Annotated in this window: 14 protein-coding genes; 10 read left to right on the top strand and 4 right to left on the bottom strand. The window is 41.8% G+C overall.

Features of this window, described 5'->3' with window-relative positions:
* Nucleotides 1-36: 36 nt before the first annotated feature.
* A complete protein-coding gene (locus NH454_RS14310) occupies nucleotides 37-2,079 on the bottom strand; it encodes a glycoside hydrolase family 97 protein (protein ID WP_253039413.1) in 2,043 nt (680 codons plus the stop codon).
* A 160-nt stretch (nucleotides 2,080-2,239) separates the two neighbouring features.
* Here NH454_RS14310 and NH454_RS14305 point away from each other — a divergent pair, with 160 nt between their 5' ends.
* From NH454_RS14305 to NH454_RS14295, 3 genes are all read left to right on the top strand, one after another.
* Entirely contained in the window at nucleotides 2,240-2,857 is a 618-nt protein-coding gene (locus tag NH454_RS14305; protein ID WP_253039412.1) for a methylamine utilization protein, read from the top strand.
* The gene (locus tag NH454_RS14300; protein WP_253039411.1) at nucleotides 2,844-4,073 is read left to right on the top strand and encodes a hypothetical protein; all 1,230 of its coding nucleotides are present in this window, start codon (nucleotides 2,844-2,846) and stop codon (nucleotides 4,071-4,073) included. Before NH454_RS14305 ends, NH454_RS14300 begins: the two co-directional genes overlap by 14 nt.
* A gap of 74 nt (nucleotides 4,074-4,147) precedes the next feature.
* Entirely contained in the window at nucleotides 4,148-5,749 is a 1,602-nt protein-coding gene (locus NH454_RS14295; protein WP_252950691.1) for a methyl-accepting chemotaxis protein, read from the top strand.
* 56 nt (nucleotides 5,750-5,805) lie between these two features.
* Here the strand turns inward: NH454_RS14295 and speE are convergent, their stop codons facing one another.
* Nucleotides 5,806-6,669 carry a polyamine aminopropyltransferase gene (gene speE / locus NH454_RS14290; RefSeq protein ID WP_055198615.1) on the bottom strand — a complete coding sequence of 288 codons (864 nt, stop codon included), beginning with the start codon at nucleotides 6,667-6,669 and terminating at the stop codon, nucleotides 5,806-5,808.
* A gap of 198 nt (nucleotides 6,670-6,867) precedes the next feature.
* Here speE and speA point away from each other — a divergent pair, with 198 nt between their 5' ends.
* Genes speA through NH454_RS14270 form a run of 4 tightly spaced genes read left to right on the top strand, consistent with a single transcriptional unit; the run spans nucleotide 6,868 to nucleotide 11,848 of the window.
* Nucleotides 6,868-8,748, top strand: coding sequence for a biosynthetic arginine decarboxylase (gene speA / locus NH454_RS14285; RefSeq protein WP_253039410.1), 1,881 nt, complete (start codon nucleotides 6,868-6,870; stop codon nucleotides 8,746-8,748).
* Between the two features lie 21 nt (nucleotides 8,749-8,769).
* Nucleotides 8,770-9,648 (top strand): acyltransferase, encoded by an 879-nt coding sequence (locus NH454_RS14280; protein WP_138558483.1) that lies wholly within the window; start codon nucleotides 8,770-8,772, stop codon nucleotides 9,646-9,648.
* A gap of 29 nt (nucleotides 9,649-9,677) precedes the next feature.
* Nucleotides 9,678-10,601: an acetyltransferase gene (locus NH454_RS14275; protein WP_135922877.1), complete on the top strand. Its 924-nt coding sequence runs from the start codon at nucleotides 9,678-9,680 to the stop codon at nucleotides 10,599-10,601.
* The gene (locus NH454_RS14270; protein ID WP_135922876.1) at nucleotides 10,598-11,848 is read left to right on the top strand and encodes a mechanosensitive ion channel domain-containing protein; all 1,251 of its coding nucleotides are present in this window, start codon (nucleotides 10,598-10,600) and stop codon (nucleotides 11,846-11,848) included. The genes NH454_RS14275 and NH454_RS14270 overlap by 4 nt, the downstream gene beginning before the upstream one ends.
* Here NH454_RS14270 and chrA read toward each other — a convergent pair.
* The gene (gene chrA / locus NH454_RS14265; protein ID WP_253039409.1) at nucleotides 11,845-12,981 is read right to left on the bottom strand and encodes a chromate efflux transporter; all 1,137 of its coding nucleotides are present in this window, start codon (nucleotides 12,979-12,981) and stop codon (nucleotides 11,845-11,847) included. The genes NH454_RS14270 and chrA overlap by 4 nt on opposite strands.
* Before the next feature lie 123 nt (nucleotides 12,982-13,104).
* Between chrA and NH454_RS14260 the strand changes: the two genes are divergently transcribed.
* Together NH454_RS14260 and NH454_RS14255 are read left to right on the top strand one after the other, a co-directional pair.
* Nucleotides 13,105-13,884: a transporter substrate-binding domain-containing protein gene (locus NH454_RS14260; protein WP_138558485.1), complete on the top strand. Its 780-nt coding sequence runs from the start codon at nucleotides 13,105-13,107 to the stop codon at nucleotides 13,882-13,884.
* Nucleotides 13,885-13,963: 79 nt separating this feature from the next.
* A complete protein-coding gene (locus tag NH454_RS14255; RefSeq protein ID WP_135922873.1) occupies nucleotides 13,964-14,596 on the top strand; it encodes an OmpA family protein in 633 nt (210 codons plus the stop codon).
* Nucleotides 14,597-14,675: 79 nt separating this feature from the next.
* On the opposite strand, the gene NH454_RS14250 is transcribed toward NH454_RS14255, so the two are convergent.
* Nucleotides 14,676-16,448 carry an ABC transporter transmembrane domain-containing protein gene (locus tag NH454_RS14250; protein ID WP_253039407.1) on the bottom strand — a complete coding sequence of 591 codons (1,773 nt, stop codon included), beginning with the start codon at nucleotides 16,446-16,448 and terminating at the stop codon, nucleotides 14,676-14,678.
* 77 nt (nucleotides 16,449-16,525) lie between these two features.
* Between NH454_RS14250 and NH454_RS14245 the strand changes: the two genes are divergently transcribed.
* On the top strand, nucleotides 16,526-16,930 hold the full coding sequence (locus NH454_RS14245) for a DUF3224 domain-containing protein (protein ID WP_062564809.1): 405 nt from the start codon (nucleotides 16,526-16,528) through the stop codon (nucleotides 16,928-16,930).
* Nucleotide 16,931: the final 1 nt, after the last annotated feature.

Genomic DNA, 16,931 nt, shown 5'->3' with positions numbered 1-16,931 from the left:
TTTTTTACTTGAAGCTTAAAACTTACAGCTTTTAGCTTAGATTGCTTTAAATCGAATCGCTGTGCCGCCGCTGGTGGCAAGCTTTAATGTTAGCTTATCATCAGCAGTCACTATGCGTTTTTCTACTTTTAAGTCGTAAGGGTTATTTACCCATTCAGCTTTGTCGCCGTCACGGTAGATTTGCGCTTCAAACTTTTTACCTTTATCTAAGAAGTCTAACTTCACTTCTAAAGTGCGAGCTTTTTCGTCTGTAACAGCACCTAGATACCAGTCGTTACCTGAGTATTGATCACGCTTGCGTTCTTTACGTGCAAATACAACGAAATCGCCAACTTCACCTTGTAGTGCAATACTTTGTTGCCAATCAGTTGGTACATCCTGAATAAACTGGAATGCACCTGGCTTCGCTAAATAATTACTTGGTAAATCTGCGGCCATTTGAATAGGGCTGTACATTACAACGTATAGCGCTAATTGCTTCGCTAGGGTCGTTTGTGGGCGGTTGGTATCAGCACCTAAACCGTTAAAGCCCATATCAAAAATACCTGGAGTAAAGTCCATTGGGCCTGCAAGCATACGGGTGAAAGCTAGCATTGGAATGTGCTCTGGTGGGTTCGGCGGTGTACCCCATGCGTTAAACTCTTGACCACGGGCACCTTCACGAGCAATCCAGTTCGGGTATGTACGACGTAGGCCGGTATCTTTCACAGGCTCATGCGTGTTGATACTAATTTTATGTTTTGCAGCAAGTTTTACGTTGTGTAGGTATTCATTAACCATGAACTGACCATCGTGCCACTCTTTGCGGACAATGCCGTTCTCATCGATGCGCTTGATGTTACCACCGTCAGCGACATAACCTGTTTTAACTTGGCTTACATTTGATTTTTCGTATAACGCAAATGCATCTTCCATTTGGTTACGGTAGTTGGTCACATTGCCCGACGTTTCGTGGTGACCAATTAATTGTACGCCTTTTTCTTTGCCGTAACGTGTCAGCTCTTCAATATCAAAGTCGTCGTAAGGTTGTGTGAAGCTAAATACGTCACCGTTATAAAACCAGTCGCCATCCCAGCCAATATTCCAGCCTTCGACTAGCACGCCATCGAAGCCATATTTAGCAGCGAAGTCCATGTAATATTTAGTGTTTGCAGTGGTTGCACCATGAATTTTACCGCTACCCCAAGAATTTTCTTTGATGTGCATACCCCACCAAATACCTACGTATTTACCCGGTTTAACCCAAGATACATCACCCAGTTTATTTGGTTCGTTTAAGTTTAAGATGATATCTGAGTTGATTAAATCAACGGCTTCATCACCAATTTGAATTGTACGCCAAGGAGTATTAAATGCGCCTTGTTTTTTGACCGCTACACCGTCTGACCAAGGTGTTAGATCGGCTTGGAAGGTACCATCACGACGTTGATTTAAAACCATGCCTGCATAATCAACAAGGGCAGCTTCGTGAATACTGATATGCACACCCTCTTTATTTTTTATAGTAAATGGTGTGTGCACAAGTGCCGCTTTATGAAGTGGGGTGGTGTTATAAACATATTCATAACGGTTCCAACCACGAGCGGGGATCCACCAAGCTGTTGCATCTGATGAATCTGTAATAGCAAACTCTGTAAGCTCTTTAGTGATTTCTACATCATCATAACCAGCTTGTTTTGGTAATTCGTATCGAAAGCCGACACCATCATTAAAAGCACGAAAACGTACCGTAAACGTGCCACCTTGTGGTTGTGGCTTTTTAAAGGTAACAGCGACTTCGTTATGGTTATCAACCACAGTTTGGCGTTCACCCCAAGGTTGCTCCCAGCTACTTTTTACCGAATCAGTGGTTTGGCTGCTAATTTTGTAACCTTCGCTCATTGCTGGTTGTTGTTTAAAAACAAGGCCTAACGAAGAGTTAGCAATGACTTGTTTACCTGCAAAGCTGATTTCGTAGCTAGGTGTGTGTTGTTCATCTGAGATAGTTACTTTGATCTGCCCATCAGGTGAACTGACGGTTGTGGTTTGTGCTAGGCAAGTACCTGAAAAGGCTGCTAACATTAAGGCAGTTAATCGCATTGTTGTTCCTTGGCGGCTTATAGTTATGGATTGTTGTCATGTATTCACATATATCCTTAAAGCATAAAGTGACTTGCTGGTTAATACGAGAGATCTGCATACGTATTCAACAAAGTGAACGCGGCGATATCCAGCCCAGCACCTAAAAAGGTCTAGCAAAATGACAAGAATTACCCTGTTGCTACTACTATTGTTTAGTCAATGTTTATTGGCGCAGCAAATACAGATAGTTGATAAGCAGAATCAACCTGTCAAAAATGCCGTGGTTTGGCTTAAAGGCTCTAAACAACTTACATCTCTTGATAGTCATTACACTATGAGCCAAAAAAAACGTGCCTTTGTGCCTCATGTGTTGGCAGTGCCACAAGGGGCTAATGTTGAGTTTCCTAACCTTGATTCAATCATGCACCACGTTTATTCATTTTCTAAAACAAAGCAATTTGAGTTAAAGCTTTACCACGATAAACCAGAAAAGCCGATTAAATTTGCACAATCGGGGGTTGTTGAGCTTGGCTGTAACATTCATGACTGGATGCTGGGTTACATTGTGGTTGTCGATGGGGGTATTTATGGGCAAACAGATGAGCAAGGTATGGTTGAGTTAAGCTTACCAGAAGGTAAGTTTACTTTGGCAGTTTGGCATGACCGCTTTAATGATATCAGCATACCAGAAACCATCGATATTACTAACAATGCAAAGCCATTAAGCTACCAGCTAAAACAAGCCTTATTACCAAAACTAGAATTAAGCAGTGACGAGTTTGATGATTATGAATAAATGGCAAGCTTTAGCATTGGCGAGTGTTTTTGGGTTGCCCGCAGTGGCATTTGCTGAGCATGATGGGCTGGTAACAGTTTCGGTTGTGCGTGGTGACCAACTAGCTAGCTATCAGCGCAAAGGTATAGGCTTATACCGTTATGACCAAGAGCATGATGGTGTTGTGATATCCCAAGCTATGCTGAGTAGCCGTTTTGAGTTAACGAGTGATTGGTCTGCGCATACAGTGCTTAACGCCCATCCTGATCCTGAACTAACAGTCGGTTTTACTCAGGCTTATTTACAATATCAACCTCTCACTGCAAGTCGTTACAAATGGGCTGTTAAAGCGGGTGGCTTTTATCCAAAAATGTCACTTGAAAACCCACAAAGTGGTTGGATGTCACCTTATAACTACACTAATTCTGCTATTAATAGCTGGATTGGCGAGGAGGTGCGGGCCTTTGGTTTAGAGGCAAACATCAAGCGCCCAGGTAGAAAATTTAGAAGTAACCATAGTTTTGAAGGCTTTGCTGCGGTTTTTAAAGGTAACGATCCTGCTGGAACACTCCTGTCATGGCGAGGATTCGCTATGCATGACAGGCAAACCACGTTCAATGAACAAATCGACTTTGCTATTCCACATTCTTTTGAGTGGACGCAGTTAGATAAGCAAGCTGAGTATGTGGAGCCTTTCGAAGAAGTCGATGGGCGCTTTGGTTATTACGTCGGTGCACATTGGGATTATCAAAAAAAATCGCAATTACGTGTTTATTATTATGACAACAATGGCGATCCAGGTGCGTTGAATACCCGTACTGGTCAATATGCGTGGGATACACGTTTTTTAAGCGCGGCATGGTTGTATAAGTTTAATAAGCAAACCCGCATTATTGTACAGATCCTTAATGGTAAAACAGCGATGGGTACAAATCGTGGGGTAGACAATGATTTTTATAGTCATTTTGTTCTATTAAGTCACAAGTTGGACCAGCATCGTCTCACAATTAGGTATGATTATTTTAAGGTTAGCGATCATGATGATTGGCAATTTGATCCTAACCAAAGTCGTGGAGAAGCTTTAACCGCATGTTGGCGTTATCAACTGTCGACCAAGTGGCAAGTAGGTGCTGAATATTCAGTGCTGAGCAGTGACGCTCAAAATAGACCCGGTATGGGATTTAATGAGCATAACTCGCAGCAGCAATTGCAACTTTCAGCGAGTTGGCACTTTTAATTTCATACACTTTTTCAGTTTTTCTACTAACATTCTAATGAACGTGCTGATTAGAATTTAAATTAGGATAATGTATGAAGTTACAAAGCATTCGCGTCAAAAGTTCTTTGCCTATTGTGCTACTCGGCATTGCTATCGTCATTTTAATTGCTGGCTATACCTATCTAATTAACCTTCAAAAAGAAGCGATTGATGCACAGTCAGAACGCTTCTTAAATGCGGTTTCTGTGGTTGTTAATGCTGACCGAGACTTGTACCAAGCTAAAGTGGCAGAGCTGCAACTGGTTACCCAAATGAAAGGGAATAAGGGCCAACTTACTGACCATCAAGAAAATGCCGAGCAAGTTAAAGAGCGATTTAAGCAATATTTATCTTACATGTCGCCATACTCTGAGGTGACTGGTCAGTTTCGTAACTTTGATAGCGCATTTGATGCTTGGTATGGAGCATCAACAGCTTATATTAATAACCCAGCAAATGCTTCACAAAAACAAGCGTCGGAGCAAAGCTTTTCGGCACTACGTGATATTTTAGATAAAGCCGGAGAAGCGGCAGACAAAACCTCTCAAGCAGAAACAGAAAAGCTGATGGATAAAGTAATGGGCTTTAAAGTGATGCTTATGGTGATGATTACAGTGGTTTTAGCTGTTGCTGGTTGGTTTAGTTATTTTGTGCCGCGCCAGCTTACAAAACAAATTAACTTTGTCACAGAGCGGATTAACGAAATAGCCTCTGGAGATGGTGATTTAACAGGTCGTATCAATGTTAAAACGCAAGATGAATTTGCCGAGTTAGCAACCGCATTTAATCGCTTTTTAGATAATTTGCAGCAGTTAATCAAAGACATTTTAGAGCAAGCGAAAGAGCTACATAATCTAGGTAACGATTTAGATAACTTTGCAAATCAAAACCATCAAGTTAACCAAAAGCTTAGTCAAGCTTCTGAGTCGATAGTCAGTGCTGTACATGAAATGAGTGTAGCAAGTCGCGAAGTAGCCAATGTAGCGCAAAACTCATCTCATGAAGCTGATAATTCACAGCAGCTAGCTAAACAAGGTTTAGCTGCGGTTGATAATTCAAGCCGTAAAATTATTGCGCTATCAGACAACATGGATCATGCCAGCCAGCGTTCAACTGAGTTGCAACAAAGCTCTGATAACATCGCTAAAGTGCTTGAAGTTATTCGTGCTATTGCCGAGCAAACTAACCTACTTGCACTGAATGCAGCAATTGAAGCGGCCCGCGCCGGAGAACAAGGGCGAGGTTTTGCGGTAGTAGCTGATGAGGTTCGTACCCTTGCAACTCGCACGCAAGAGAGTACTAATGATATTCAAACTATGGTGGAGCAGTTTGCAACCAGCGTTGAGCAGTCACTGCAAGCTATTAACAGTGGTAAGCGCTATGCCGATGAAGCGGTTGAGTCATTCACACAAACCAATGATGTGCTTAACTCAATGCAAGAGTCATCAGTTAAGGTAAATGATATGGCGATGCAGACAGCGCAAGCGACTGAAGAGCAAACTGCTGTAGCAGATGAAATTAGCCAAAATTTATCAGACTTAAATGACCAAACCCAACAAGGGGGCGGCTTAGCAAGTTCAACACAAGAAGTGGCTAATCGTATGAACCAACTCACTGATGAGCTCAATCATTTAGTGAATCGATTTAAAGTCTAATCATAAGCCAACAAAAAAGGGCTCAATGAGCCCTTTTTTACATCTAACTAAAACGCTTACTTTTTCTCAAAAGCACGTTTCATATAATTTGGTGTCGCTAATGCGCCGTGGTGAATACCTGCATTATAGTACTCAGTGCTTTGTGCAAGTGTATTTGCATCATCTTCACGAAACCCTGCGAATTCTTCTGACTTACGAGCAAGGGTTACTGACCATAAACCGCTTGGGTAAATTGGTTGTGGGAAAGGCAGTGTTTGTAGGTCAACAAAACCCACTTCTGTCATTGCATCACGCATTTCTACTAATAGTGGCATATGCATAAGTGGTGATTCACTTTGCTGAATTAAGATGCCACCCGGGCGAAGTGCAGTTAAACAGCTAGTATAGAAAGCATGGTTGAATAAACCTTCGCCTGGGCCAACTGGATCTGTACCATCGACAATCACCACATCGATTGATTCAGGCGCTGCTTCACGCATGTATTTAATGCCGTCGTCAAACATCACTGTAGCGCGAGGATCTTGGTTTGATTCACATAGCTCAGGGAAGTACTTAAGTGACATTTGCGTCACAACTTCGTCGATATCGATTTGTGTTACGCTTTCAACACCAGGGTGTTTTAATACTTCGCGTAAAGTACCGCAGTCACCACCACCAATAATCACAACGTTTTTAGGGTTTGGGTGTGCAAGCAATGCTGGATGACTGATCATTTCGTGATAAAAAAAGTTTTCACGGCTACTTACCATCGTACAACCATCAATAATCATAAGATTACCGAAGTCAGTTGTCTCGTACATTTCTACTTTTTGAAATGGTGATTGCTGTTCATCAAGCTTTTTAGTTATGCGTAGTGAAAAGGCGCTACCATCACGGTCACTAATTTCAGTAAACCAGTTGTTTTGATCTAAATTGGCCATCTTGCTTATACACTTTTGGTTAATGGTAAAAAAGGGGTGCAATTCTGCCAGTGCTTGGCCAATTGCTCAATCAAATTTTAATCAGTATAGCGAATATTTTTTATCACTTTGGCATAGAGTGCATTTTTTGTTAGCGTGGGCAGCTCGGGCGTATTAAAATGTGCGTTTATATTTATTGAAATTACAGAAGACATTGCCATGACTTGGGGTTTAGACAAAGCACGCGAAACATATAATGTTGCTCATTGGAGTGACGGCTATTTTGATATTAACGCACAAGGTGAGCTGGTTGCTTATCCTGATGGCGATCAAACAAAAGCTGCGGTGTCTTTATCTGAACTAACCGAGCAATTCAAAAAGCAAGGTCTTACTTTACCTGTACTAGTACGCTTTACCGACATTTTACAAAATCGTGTTGATACCCTAACGAGTGCTTTTACCAAAGCTTGTAATGCCCGTGAATACCAAGGTAGTTATACCTGTGTTTACCCAATCAAGGTTAATCAGCAGCGCTCTGTGGTTAGTAAACTACTTGCTCATCCAAGTGGTTTAGTCGGCCTTGAAGCCGGCTCAAAGCCTGAGCTTATGGCGATTTTAGGTGTAGCACAAGAGCCAATTACCATTGTTTGTAATGGCTACAAAGACAGTGAGTTTTTACGCTTAGCCTGTATTGGTCAAGGTATGGGTCACAAGGTTCACATTGTTGTTGAGAAGCTCTCTGAACTAACCACTTTACTAGCTGAAATTGATGACTTAGGCATTGAGCCATCGATTGGTATTCGTATTCGCTTAAACTCAGTTGGTAAAGGTAAATGGCAAAATACCGGTGGTGAAAAAGGTAAGTTTGGTTTAACCGCAGGGCAAGTGCTGTCTGCTGTTGAGCTACTTAAGTCGCGTAATAAACTACATTTAATGCAATTAGTGCATTTCCATATTGGCTCTCAAATAGCCAATATCCGTGATATTCACCGTGCATTGCGTGAATGTGCTCGTCACTTTGCTGAGTTAACGCAGTTAGGTGTACCACTTAATACTGTGGATGTAGGTGGCGGTTTAGGTGTTGACTACGAAGGTTCTGGTTCTCGTAGTTCGTGTTCAATGAATTACAGTGTTGATGAATATGCACGTAATGTCGTTAATGCGTTTGCTGAAGTGTGCCAACAACATGACCTTAAACACCCAGCCATTATTACTGAATCAGGCCGCGCGTTAACTGCGCATCACGCGGTATTAATTACTGATGTTATCGATGTTGAACGTGCACCTAACCATGCAAACCCAGCTGCGCCTGAGGCTGGCAGTGTATTGGTGCTCGATGAAATGTGGCAGTGCTTACAGCGGTTAACTCCGCGCATGGCACTAGAAATTTATCACGATGCAATGCACTTATTTAGTGAAGCACATGATCAATACGTTCACGGTTTGCTGACTATGATTGAGTGGGCGAAGTTAGAGCAGTTGTACTTCACTATCTTACACCGTGTTCGTGCTTCTCTCAGTGAAAATGCCCGTGCCCACCGTGAAGTATTAGATGATTTAAACGAAAAACTGGCTGACAAGCTATTTGTTAATTTCTCATTATTCCAGTCACTGCCTGATGTTTGGGGTATTCAACAGTTATTTCCTGTAATGCCAGTTGAAAACTTACATAAGCCGTTAACGCAACGCGCTATTATTCAAGACATTACCTGTGATTCTGATGGTCAAATTCGTAACTATGTTGAAGGTACAGGTATTGAGAGCAGTTTACCTATTCCTGAGTACAAGCAAGGCCAGCAATACCACATCGCGATGTTCTTAGTGGGTGCTTATCAAGAAATTTTAGGTGATCTACATAACCTGTTCGGCGACACAGACTCAGTGCATGTAGAGTTAACAGATGCAGGCTATCAGTTAACCAACGCAATTAAAGGTGACAGCGTTAAGGACGTATTAAAGTTTGTTGATTATGATAGCGACATCCTTGCTGAAAACTTTGCAAAACGGGTTAACTCACTGGCAATTGATGAGCAATCTAAGGCACAATATTTATCAGAACTAAATGCAGGCCTTGCTGGCTACACGTATTTTGAAGATTAAGCGTTAAAGGAATAAGTAGTAATGTCCATGATCCGTTGTGTGTTCAGTTTTTTATTTTACACCCTTAATACACTTTTTTGGTTTGTGCCTATCTTTATTTGTGGTGTGATTAAACTCATACCAATCAAACCGTTACAAAAGCTCATGAGCTGGATAGCGAAGCAATGCGCCACTATGTGGGTGAGTTGTAACAGTATTAATCAAAATCTATTTGCTTCATATAAGCTGAACGTAACGGGTCTTGAGCAACTAAAAGCGAAAGACTGGTATTTAGTTATCGCTAATCATCAAAGCTGGGTAGATATTGTTGTGATGCAGCGTGTATTTAATCGTCGCATCCCATTTTTGAACTTTTTTTTGAAGAAAGAGCTAATATACGTACCTTTCTTAGGTCTTGCATGGTGGGCACTGGATTTTCCATTCATGACCCGCACTAGCAAATCACAATTAAAGAAAAACCCTAAATTGCGCGGTAAAGATTTAGAAACCACACGTAAAGCATGTGAAAAATTTAAAGAAATGCCGGTAAGTATCGTTAACTTTGTTGAAGGTACGCGTTTCACTGCTGATAAGCACGCGCGTCAGAATAGTCCATTTACGCATTTATTAAAGCCAAAAGCGGGCGGGGTTGCGTTTGTGATGCAAGCAATGGGTGAGCAAATTTCTAAAGTGGTGAATGTAACTATTCATTACCCAGACGGCATACCTAGCTTTGTGGACTTTGCTAGTGGGCGTGTAAAGCAGGTTGATGTGAAGGTTGAAGTCATGGAAGTGAGCCCTAATTTAATTGGTGATTATACAGGCGACGCTGATTTTAGAGTAAACTTTCAAGCTGAACTTAATCGTCTCTGGGATGAAAAAAATCAGCAACTAGCAGAGTTTAAAACACACGCGAAGTAGTTGCAGTTGACGTACTCGAGAGCACACATATGTTAAAGAAGTTTTTACCAAATTGGTTAACAGGCGTTCTAGTAAGCATTGTTTTGTTTGCCAACGTAATTATTTGGGGCACGCTTGTGCTGCTTTTTGGTGTGCTTAAATTACTACTGCCATTTAAAGTAGTTAGCGATATTCTGCACGGTGCTTATCGAGGTTGGTGTAAAGGTAACCGCTTAGCACTGTGGTTAGGTTGTGAGAATATCGATATTAATATTCAAGGCAGCGTTAGTAGGGATGGTTGGTACTTACTTATCTCTAATCATATGAGCTGGCTAGATATTGTCGTACTTAGTGCGATAGATGTTTTACCCGCACCAAAGTTTTTCTTAAAAGATGAATTAAAATATGTGCCCTTCATTGGCACTGGTGCATGGGCCATGGGCATGCCTTTTATGAAGCGGGTTAGTAAAGCGCAATTGGCAAAAAATCCAAAGTTAAAGGGCCTTGATGTTGAGCGTACCAAGCGCAGTTGCCGCGACTTTCGTAATCATCCAACAACTATTATCAACTTTGTTGAAGGCACACGCTTTACGTGCCAAAAACACAAAAAGCAAAATAGCCCATTTAGTTACCTTTTAAAGCCTAAAGCGGGCGGTATTGCCTTTGCTCTTGAGGTGTTAGGTGAGCAGTTTGATGCATTATTAAATACCTCGATTATTTATCAAGGCGAGGGTGATCACATCTGTCGTAACCTGATGCGTGGCCGCTTAAACGTGATTAAAGTGGATGTGCATTTACAAGCAATTAGCGCAGATATGATTGGCGATTATCAGCACGATCGTGCATTTAGAACGACTTTTCAACAGTATGTCAATAATTTATGGTTGCAAAAAGATGCGCAGCTACTAAGTTATCATCAGGCTAAAGAAGCGGATTACATTGCTAATATCAATAAAGAGGTTGAAGCGCCATGAAGCAAACTCACCTGCAAGAATTAGTGATGCCTTGGTTTGAATCAATGCCAGACGCGACACTTGTAAGTGCATTAACGGCGACAGCTATCGGCGTTGGCTCATTACTATTAATTTATATGTTTACCCGTCGTTTATTGTTGCCAGGCATTCAAAAGGTCGTTACTCGTCTGTCACCTGAGCGTATTGGTGCGCTTGCACCAATGCTCAATAAACTAAATCGCCGCTTTGCTGGTGCTTTGTGCTGTGTCCTTTATTTAGCAACTTTCGATTATGTTTATCCTGTTCATGATGTTGCTGCACTCGTTTTAAAAACAGTAGGTCAAGTTGCGCTCATTATTTATGGTGGCTTCATTTTAAGTAGTGTAGTGAGCATTGCCGGCGGTATTTATAATCAACTTGAATTTGCTCGAGACATTCCGATTCAAGGGTTAATCCAAGTTGTTAAACTGATCACTTTTATGGTTTGCGCCATTCTCATTGTGAGTATTTTGCTGGAGAAGTCGCCAACTTATATTCTCTCAGGCTTTGGTGCAATAGCGGCAGTGACCTTACTCGTATTTAAAGATACTATTTTGGGTTTTGTCGCCAGTATTCAAATTGCAGCTAACCGTTTAGTGACCTATGGTGATTGGATCCAAGTAGATAGCTATGGTGCTGACGGTGAGGTTATCGACCTTGGCTTAAACACGGTTAAAGTGCGTAACTGGGATAACACCATTACAACCATTCCAACCTACATGCTGGTTGCTGGGTCATTTAAAAACTGGCGTGGCATGCAAGAGTCTGGCGGTCGTCGTATCAAACGCTCTTTAAACATCGATATGAATAGTATTCGCTTAGTTGACGATGCGTTTCGTGAGCAAATAGACACAGCTATTCCACTGCATGACTATATTCGTGTTTCTAGCTTGCCAGATCCGGTAACCAACCTTGGCTTATTTCGTCGCTATGCAGAAGGTTATCTTAAGCAGCATGAAAAAATAAATCGTGATTTAACCCTTATGGTGCGTGAGCTACAGCCAATGAACCATGGTTTACCAATCGAATTCTATTGTTTTAGTGAAGACAAACGCTGGATTTCTTATGAGCACTTGCAAGCAGAGATAATGGATCATCTACTTGCAGTGTTGCCAATTTTCGCGCTTAGACCTTATCAGAGTGTTACAGGCCAGATAAGTGCGAGTGAGCCACAAACAGGGCTAAAGCCAAGTATTAAGGTTGCTAATCCTCCGCGCGAAAAAGCTTAAAACTGACCAATCAGTACGCTAAAAGCAATAAAGCCTAACAATAGCCACCAAATTGGTGGCTTTGCCATTCTTAGCCAAGTAAATGCGGCAACTACCAAGCCTACTTGCCACAGATTTTGCACTGCCGACTGCCAAATTGGTGAATAAAGGGCGGCGGCTAAAAAACCTACCACGGCGGCATTTAATGCTGCGATACTACCCGCAAAGCGTGGCTTATCAGCTAATTGTAACCAGCTTTTCATAAACGCTAACATTAATAAAAAGCCAGGTAAGAAGATTAGTAAAGTAGCAACAATCGCACCTATGAGTGGCGTATTTGGAGAAATCTGTGCGCCTAAGTATGTGGCTATGGTAAACATTGGCCCTGGTATGGCTTGCGCACTGGCATAAGCAGATAAAAACTGCTCGGTTTCAAGACTCGGCACACCCGCTTGTAAAATGGGTAACACAACGTGACCGCCGCCAAAGACCATGGCGCCAGTTTGATAGAATGGGGCAAACACAGAAAACCACTCACCTAAAGGTAAAAAGCTAACCAGTAACAAAACAGTAAATAAACCAAGCGGTAACCAAGCAATTTTGACTGATTTGTGTTGTTGATTCTCTGGTAGTTTAAGTTGAGGATAAAACCAACCTAAGGCTGCTGCTGCAATAAGTACTATAATTTGGCTCGATAACTGTGAAAACACAATCAGCGCAACGGTGCTCAGTACCGCGATAAGTTTGTGTAAGTGGTTTTTGCAAAAGCTCATTGCCATACTGTAGGTTGCATCGGCAACAATCACCACCGCAAAGAGTTTAAGCCCGGCTATCACCGCAAAGTAAATATCACCAAATTGGTGAGCACTAAGAGCCAAAAAGAACATAATTAAAAATGAGGGCAGGGTAAAGCCAATAAAAGCACATAGGCCACCTAATAAGCCTCCTTTTTCAACCCCCATTGCAAAGCTAACTTGGCTTGATCCGGGGCCAGGTAACGCTTGGCTTAGGCTAATAAGTTGCGCATAGCGCTCAGCGGTGAGCCATTTTAAGTTATCAACAAAATGACGTTTAAAGTAACCAAGATGTGCAGCTGGGCCGCCAAAGCTCATGCAGCCCAATAAAAAGAATTGTTTAAAGATAACAAATAACATTACTTTTGCCGTTACAGGATAGTTGTTTCTATTATGACAAAATTGTATGACATTTTTGTGGTTTTTATGACACTAGGCCGTCTACAATATAGAAAACGAGTGAACGTAGTTATGAGTATCACTATGAAGCAGTATTTTACAAGTTTGTTGTTACTACTGGCTAGCTCCTTTGCATTTGCAACTAATTTTGAAAAAGTTGTGGTGGCTGTTGATCATGCGCCGCCTTACGGCATGGTATCAGAGTCAGGCCAAGTTAGTGGGGCGATAGTCGATATCATGCGCGAAATGCAAAGCAGCCTTCCCATGAAACTTGAATTTGTCGCTTGCCCGTTTTCGCGCTGCTTAAAAATGCTCGAGCAAAATGAGCTAGATGTGATGGGCGGGCTTATCCGCACAGAGGCTCGTGAGCAAAAAATGCAATTTTTAACCCCACCCTACATGATGTTGTCATCTTCTTTTGTTTTTTATGCAAAAGCTGATAGCGAGTTTGCAGTAAATAACTATCAAGATTTAGTTGGTAAACGAATTGCGGTAATGCGAGGAGCGGCCCATTTTTCTCGTTTCGATAAAGATAAAACACTCACCAAAGTTGAAGCCTTAAGTGAACACAATGCCTTTGAAATGTTACTGAAAAATAGAGTTGATTTGGTCATTGCTGTTGAGGAAACCGCGGATCATTCAGCAGCCATTTTGCAAAGGCCATCACAAAGTGTAAAAAAGATGTCGTATCGTTTTGATGATGTGATTTTTGGGCACTTAGCATTAAGTAAGCAATTTGCTGAGTCTGAGTTTGCTCAAAAGATTCAAACTCAACTGAACAACCTAGTTCTCGATGGTCGCCTAACAAAAATAGTGGCGGAATATAACTTACCGGCTGTTTCAGCTGCGGCTATTGATAATTAACTCTTTCTTCATAGTTTGTTCATTGTTGTTTAATTATAATGGATAATAATTCGAAATTAATATTGCCATGGAGAGACACATGACTATTAGTAAATCAGTTTTAACAGTGGGCGTTTTGGCCGTTTTATTAACGGGTTGTGAAACAACTAACACAGGTAAAGGTGCAGCAATCGGTGCAGCAACTGGCGCTGTATTAGGTAAAGCAACAGGCGACCATGACGATAAACGTATCTTCATAGGTGCTGCAATTGGTGCATTAGCAGGTGCAGCAGTTGGCGATTACATGGATAAACAAGAAGAAGCATTTCGCGATGAGTTAGCAGGCTCTGGTGTTGAAGTGGTTCGTGAAGGCGACAATATTCGTTTAGTAATGCCATCAAACATTACTTTTGCGACTGATCAATCTTATATCTCGTCGGGTTTTCACAGTACTCTTGATGCAATTGCGCAAGTGATGAACAAGTATGAAAAAACCTACTTAAGTGTTGAAGGTCATACCGACAGCACGGGTAAAGATAGCTACAACATGACGTTATCTCAGCAACGTGCGCAAAGTGTAAAAGATTATCTAGTTAATCATCAGATCATATCTGCACGCATCAGCACGCGAGGCTATGGTGAAACCCGCCCTGTAGCGAGCAACGATACAGCTAATGGTCGTGCTTTAAATCGCCGCGTAGAAATTCAGATCGTACCGAATACACAAGGTTAGATATTACATCTAGATTTGTGGTCAGGTTTGATATGCCCTTTCAAACCTGACATTTCTCTTCTTATATCGACTCGCTTAATTAATCTCGATTAAACTGTAATTCGCACAATTGTTTATACAATGGGTTAGTCTCAAACAACTGTTGATGCGTACCCGTTGCAATAATTTCTCCTTTATCCATTACAACAATCACATCAGCATGTTTAACTGTTGCCAAACGATGAGCAATAATCAGGGTTGTTCTGTCTTTCATTAGATGCTCAAGGGCAGCTTGTACATGAAATTCACTTTGTGCGTCGAGTGCACTAGTTGCTTCATCAAGTAATAAAATTGCTGGGTCTTTTAAAATTGCTCGCGCCAGTACTATACGTTGTTTTTGCCCACCAGAGAGCCTGACCCCTTGCTCCCCCAAAAAGCTGTGATAGCCATCAGGAAGTTGCTTAATAAACTCATCGGCATGAGCATATTTAGCCGCCGCATATACTTGCTCGTCAGTGGCGTTTGGGTTGCCATAACGTATGTTGTGCATTACGTCTGAGCTAAATAAAATTGGGTTTTGTGCCACCATCCCCATTTGCTGGCGTAAGCAATCAAGAGAGAGTGCTTTTATGTCTATGCCCGCCAGCGAAATACTTCCTGAGCTTGGGTCGTAAAAACGTTGCAGTAATTCAAACAATGTTGTTTTACCAGCGCCCGATGGGCCAACGATTGCAACAGTTTGCCCTTGTTTTACTTGTAAGTTAAGCGCATTTAAAGCGGCTTTATCTGGCCTTGAAGGGTAATGAAAAGACACATCATTAAACTCGATAGCAGGGTGATTAAGCTTGTTTGTCTCAAGTTGTGCATCATGATTTTTATCTGGGCTTTTGATCATGCTTTCAACGGCAAGTAGCTCTAATAATCGCGCTGCTGCACCTGCGGCTCTTTGTAACTCACCGTACACTTCGGCAACCGTTGCTACAGACATCGCCACCATAATCGCATAAAACACGAAAGCACCGAGCTCACCACCTGTCATGGTGCCAGCTAATACGTCACTGCCGCCAACCCAAAGCATCACGCTAATAGCACTAAAGGTCAGAAATATAACCGCTGCAATCAAAAACGAGCGTTGTTTGATGCGGCTTTTTGCTACTTGAAACGCCTTGTTGGTTTCTTCGTTAAATGCTGCTTTTTCACGTTCTTCATGACTATAACTTTGCACGACTTTTATATTTTGAATGATCTCGCCTGCGTAGGTGCTGATATCGGCAATGGCATCTTGGCTTGAGCTTGCGAGTTTTCGTACCTTTCGGCCAAAAATCATCATCGGCAGTAATACCACAGGCACACAAGCAACAACCACAAGGGTTAGCTTTAAGTTAGTGATAAGTAGCATAGCCAAGCCACCGATGAGCATTAAGCTACTGCGTAATGCCATCGAAAAAGAGGAACCTATAATAGATTGCAACAAGGTGGTATCAGTGGTCAGACGCGACATCAGCTCGCCGCTGCGGTTTTCTTCAAAGTAGCTTGGGTGTAATGTAACGATGCGGTCAAACACGGCTTTACGAATATCGTTACTGACTCGCTCGCCAATCCATGACATTAAATAAAAGCGACAAAAAGTACCTACCGCTAATAAGCTAATTAAACCAATCAGTACCATCACTGCTTGCTGTAGCTGAGCTTGTGAGCCTGCAATAAAACCATGATCAATAACAAATTTAACACCTTGTCCAAGAGATAAGTTGACTCCGGCGGTAAGCAACAAGGCGCCAAGTGCTGCAAACACTACCCATTTATAGGGTTTTATAAAAGCTAAAATCGGTAATAAGCTGCTAAATGCGGCCTTTTCTTTATTGTTAGACATGCTAGATTCTTGTTGGTGAATAGGGTATAGATATGGTTATCAATGCTCTAAAAATCAACAGTTATTAAGGGATTAGTATGGAATCTACAACTATCAGCGGGCAATTCACTGTAAAATTAAACCCTATTGGCGGCTATGCAACAGGTAAGGATGGCGTTAATTTAGGACGCATGTCGATTGATAAACAGTTCTCAGGACCATTAGAGGCAACAAGCCAAGGCGAAATGCTCAGTGCCATGACTGCGACTCAAGGTAGCGCAGGTTATGTAGCGATTGAACAAGTTGTTGGTAGCTTAGAAGGTAAGCAAGGTAGTTTTGTACTGCAACATTTTGGCACCATGGATAAGGGGACTGACCGATTGATTTTAGAAGTGGTGCCAGACTCCGGCGCAGGAGAGCTTGAAGGTCTCAGTGGTAAAATGGCAATTCGAATTGAATCGGGTATTCATCATTATGACTTTGAATACCAACTGATGGACTAAC

The organism is Pseudoalteromonas sp. Ps84H-4, assembly GCF_024124645.1.
GTDB classification, from domain to species: domain Bacteria; phylum Pseudomonadota; class Gammaproteobacteria; order Enterobacterales; family Alteromonadaceae; genus Pseudoalteromonas; species Pseudoalteromonas lipolytica_C.
The sequence above is the reverse complement of the archived record's forward strand: the minus strand, read 5'-3'. Positions and strand labels throughout refer to the sequence as shown.

What these genes read in the sequence shown, in the direction of transcription:
- NH454_RS14310 (WP_253039413.1), bottom strand. Translation starts at nt 2,079, where the DNA reads ATGCGATTAACTGCCTTAATGTTAGCAGCCTTTTCAGGTACTTGCCTA.
- NH454_RS14305 (WP_253039412.1), top strand. Translation starts at nt 2,240, where the DNA reads ATGACAAGAATTACCCTGTTGCTACTACTATTGTTTAGTCAATGTTTA.
- NH454_RS14300 (WP_253039411.1), top strand. Translation starts at nt 2,844, where the DNA reads ATGATTATGAATAAATGGCAAGCTTTAGCATTGGCGAGTGTTTTTGGG.
- NH454_RS14295 (WP_252950691.1), top strand. Translation starts at nt 4,148, where the DNA reads ATGAAGTTACAAAGCATTCGCGTCAAAAGTTCTTTGCCTATTGTGCTA.
- speE (WP_055198615.1), bottom strand. Translation starts at nt 6,669, where the DNA reads ATGGCCAATTTAGATCAAAACAACTGGTTTACTGAAATTAGTGACCGT.
- speA (WP_253039410.1), top strand. Translation starts at nt 6,868, where the DNA reads ATGACTTGGGGTTTAGACAAAGCACGCGAAACATATAATGTTGCTCAT.
- NH454_RS14280 (WP_138558483.1), top strand. Translation starts at nt 8,770, where the DNA reads ATGTCCATGATCCGTTGTGTGTTCAGTTTTTTATTTTACACCCTTAAT.
- NH454_RS14275 (WP_135922877.1), top strand. Translation starts at nt 9,678, where the DNA reads ATGTTAAAGAAGTTTTTACCAAATTGGTTAACAGGCGTTCTAGTAAGC.
- NH454_RS14270 (WP_135922876.1), top strand. Translation starts at nt 10,598, where the DNA reads ATGAAGCAAACTCACCTGCAAGAATTAGTGATGCCTTGGTTTGAATCA.
- chrA (WP_253039409.1), bottom strand. Translation starts at nt 12,981, where the DNA reads ATGTTATTTGTTATCTTTAAACAATTCTTTTTATTGGGCTGCATGAGC.
- NH454_RS14260 (WP_138558485.1), top strand. Translation starts at nt 13,105, where the DNA reads ATGAAGCAGTATTTTACAAGTTTGTTGTTACTACTGGCTAGCTCCTTT.
- NH454_RS14255 (WP_135922873.1), top strand. Translation starts at nt 13,964, where the DNA reads ATGACTATTAGTAAATCAGTTTTAACAGTGGGCGTTTTGGCCGTTTTA.
- NH454_RS14250 (WP_253039407.1), bottom strand. Translation starts at nt 16,448, where the DNA reads ATGTCTAACAATAAAGAAAAGGCCGCATTTAGCAGCTTATTACCGATT.
- NH454_RS14245 (WP_062564809.1), top strand. Translation starts at nt 16,526, where the DNA reads ATGGAATCTACAACTATCAGCGGGCAATTCACTGTAAAATTAAACCCT.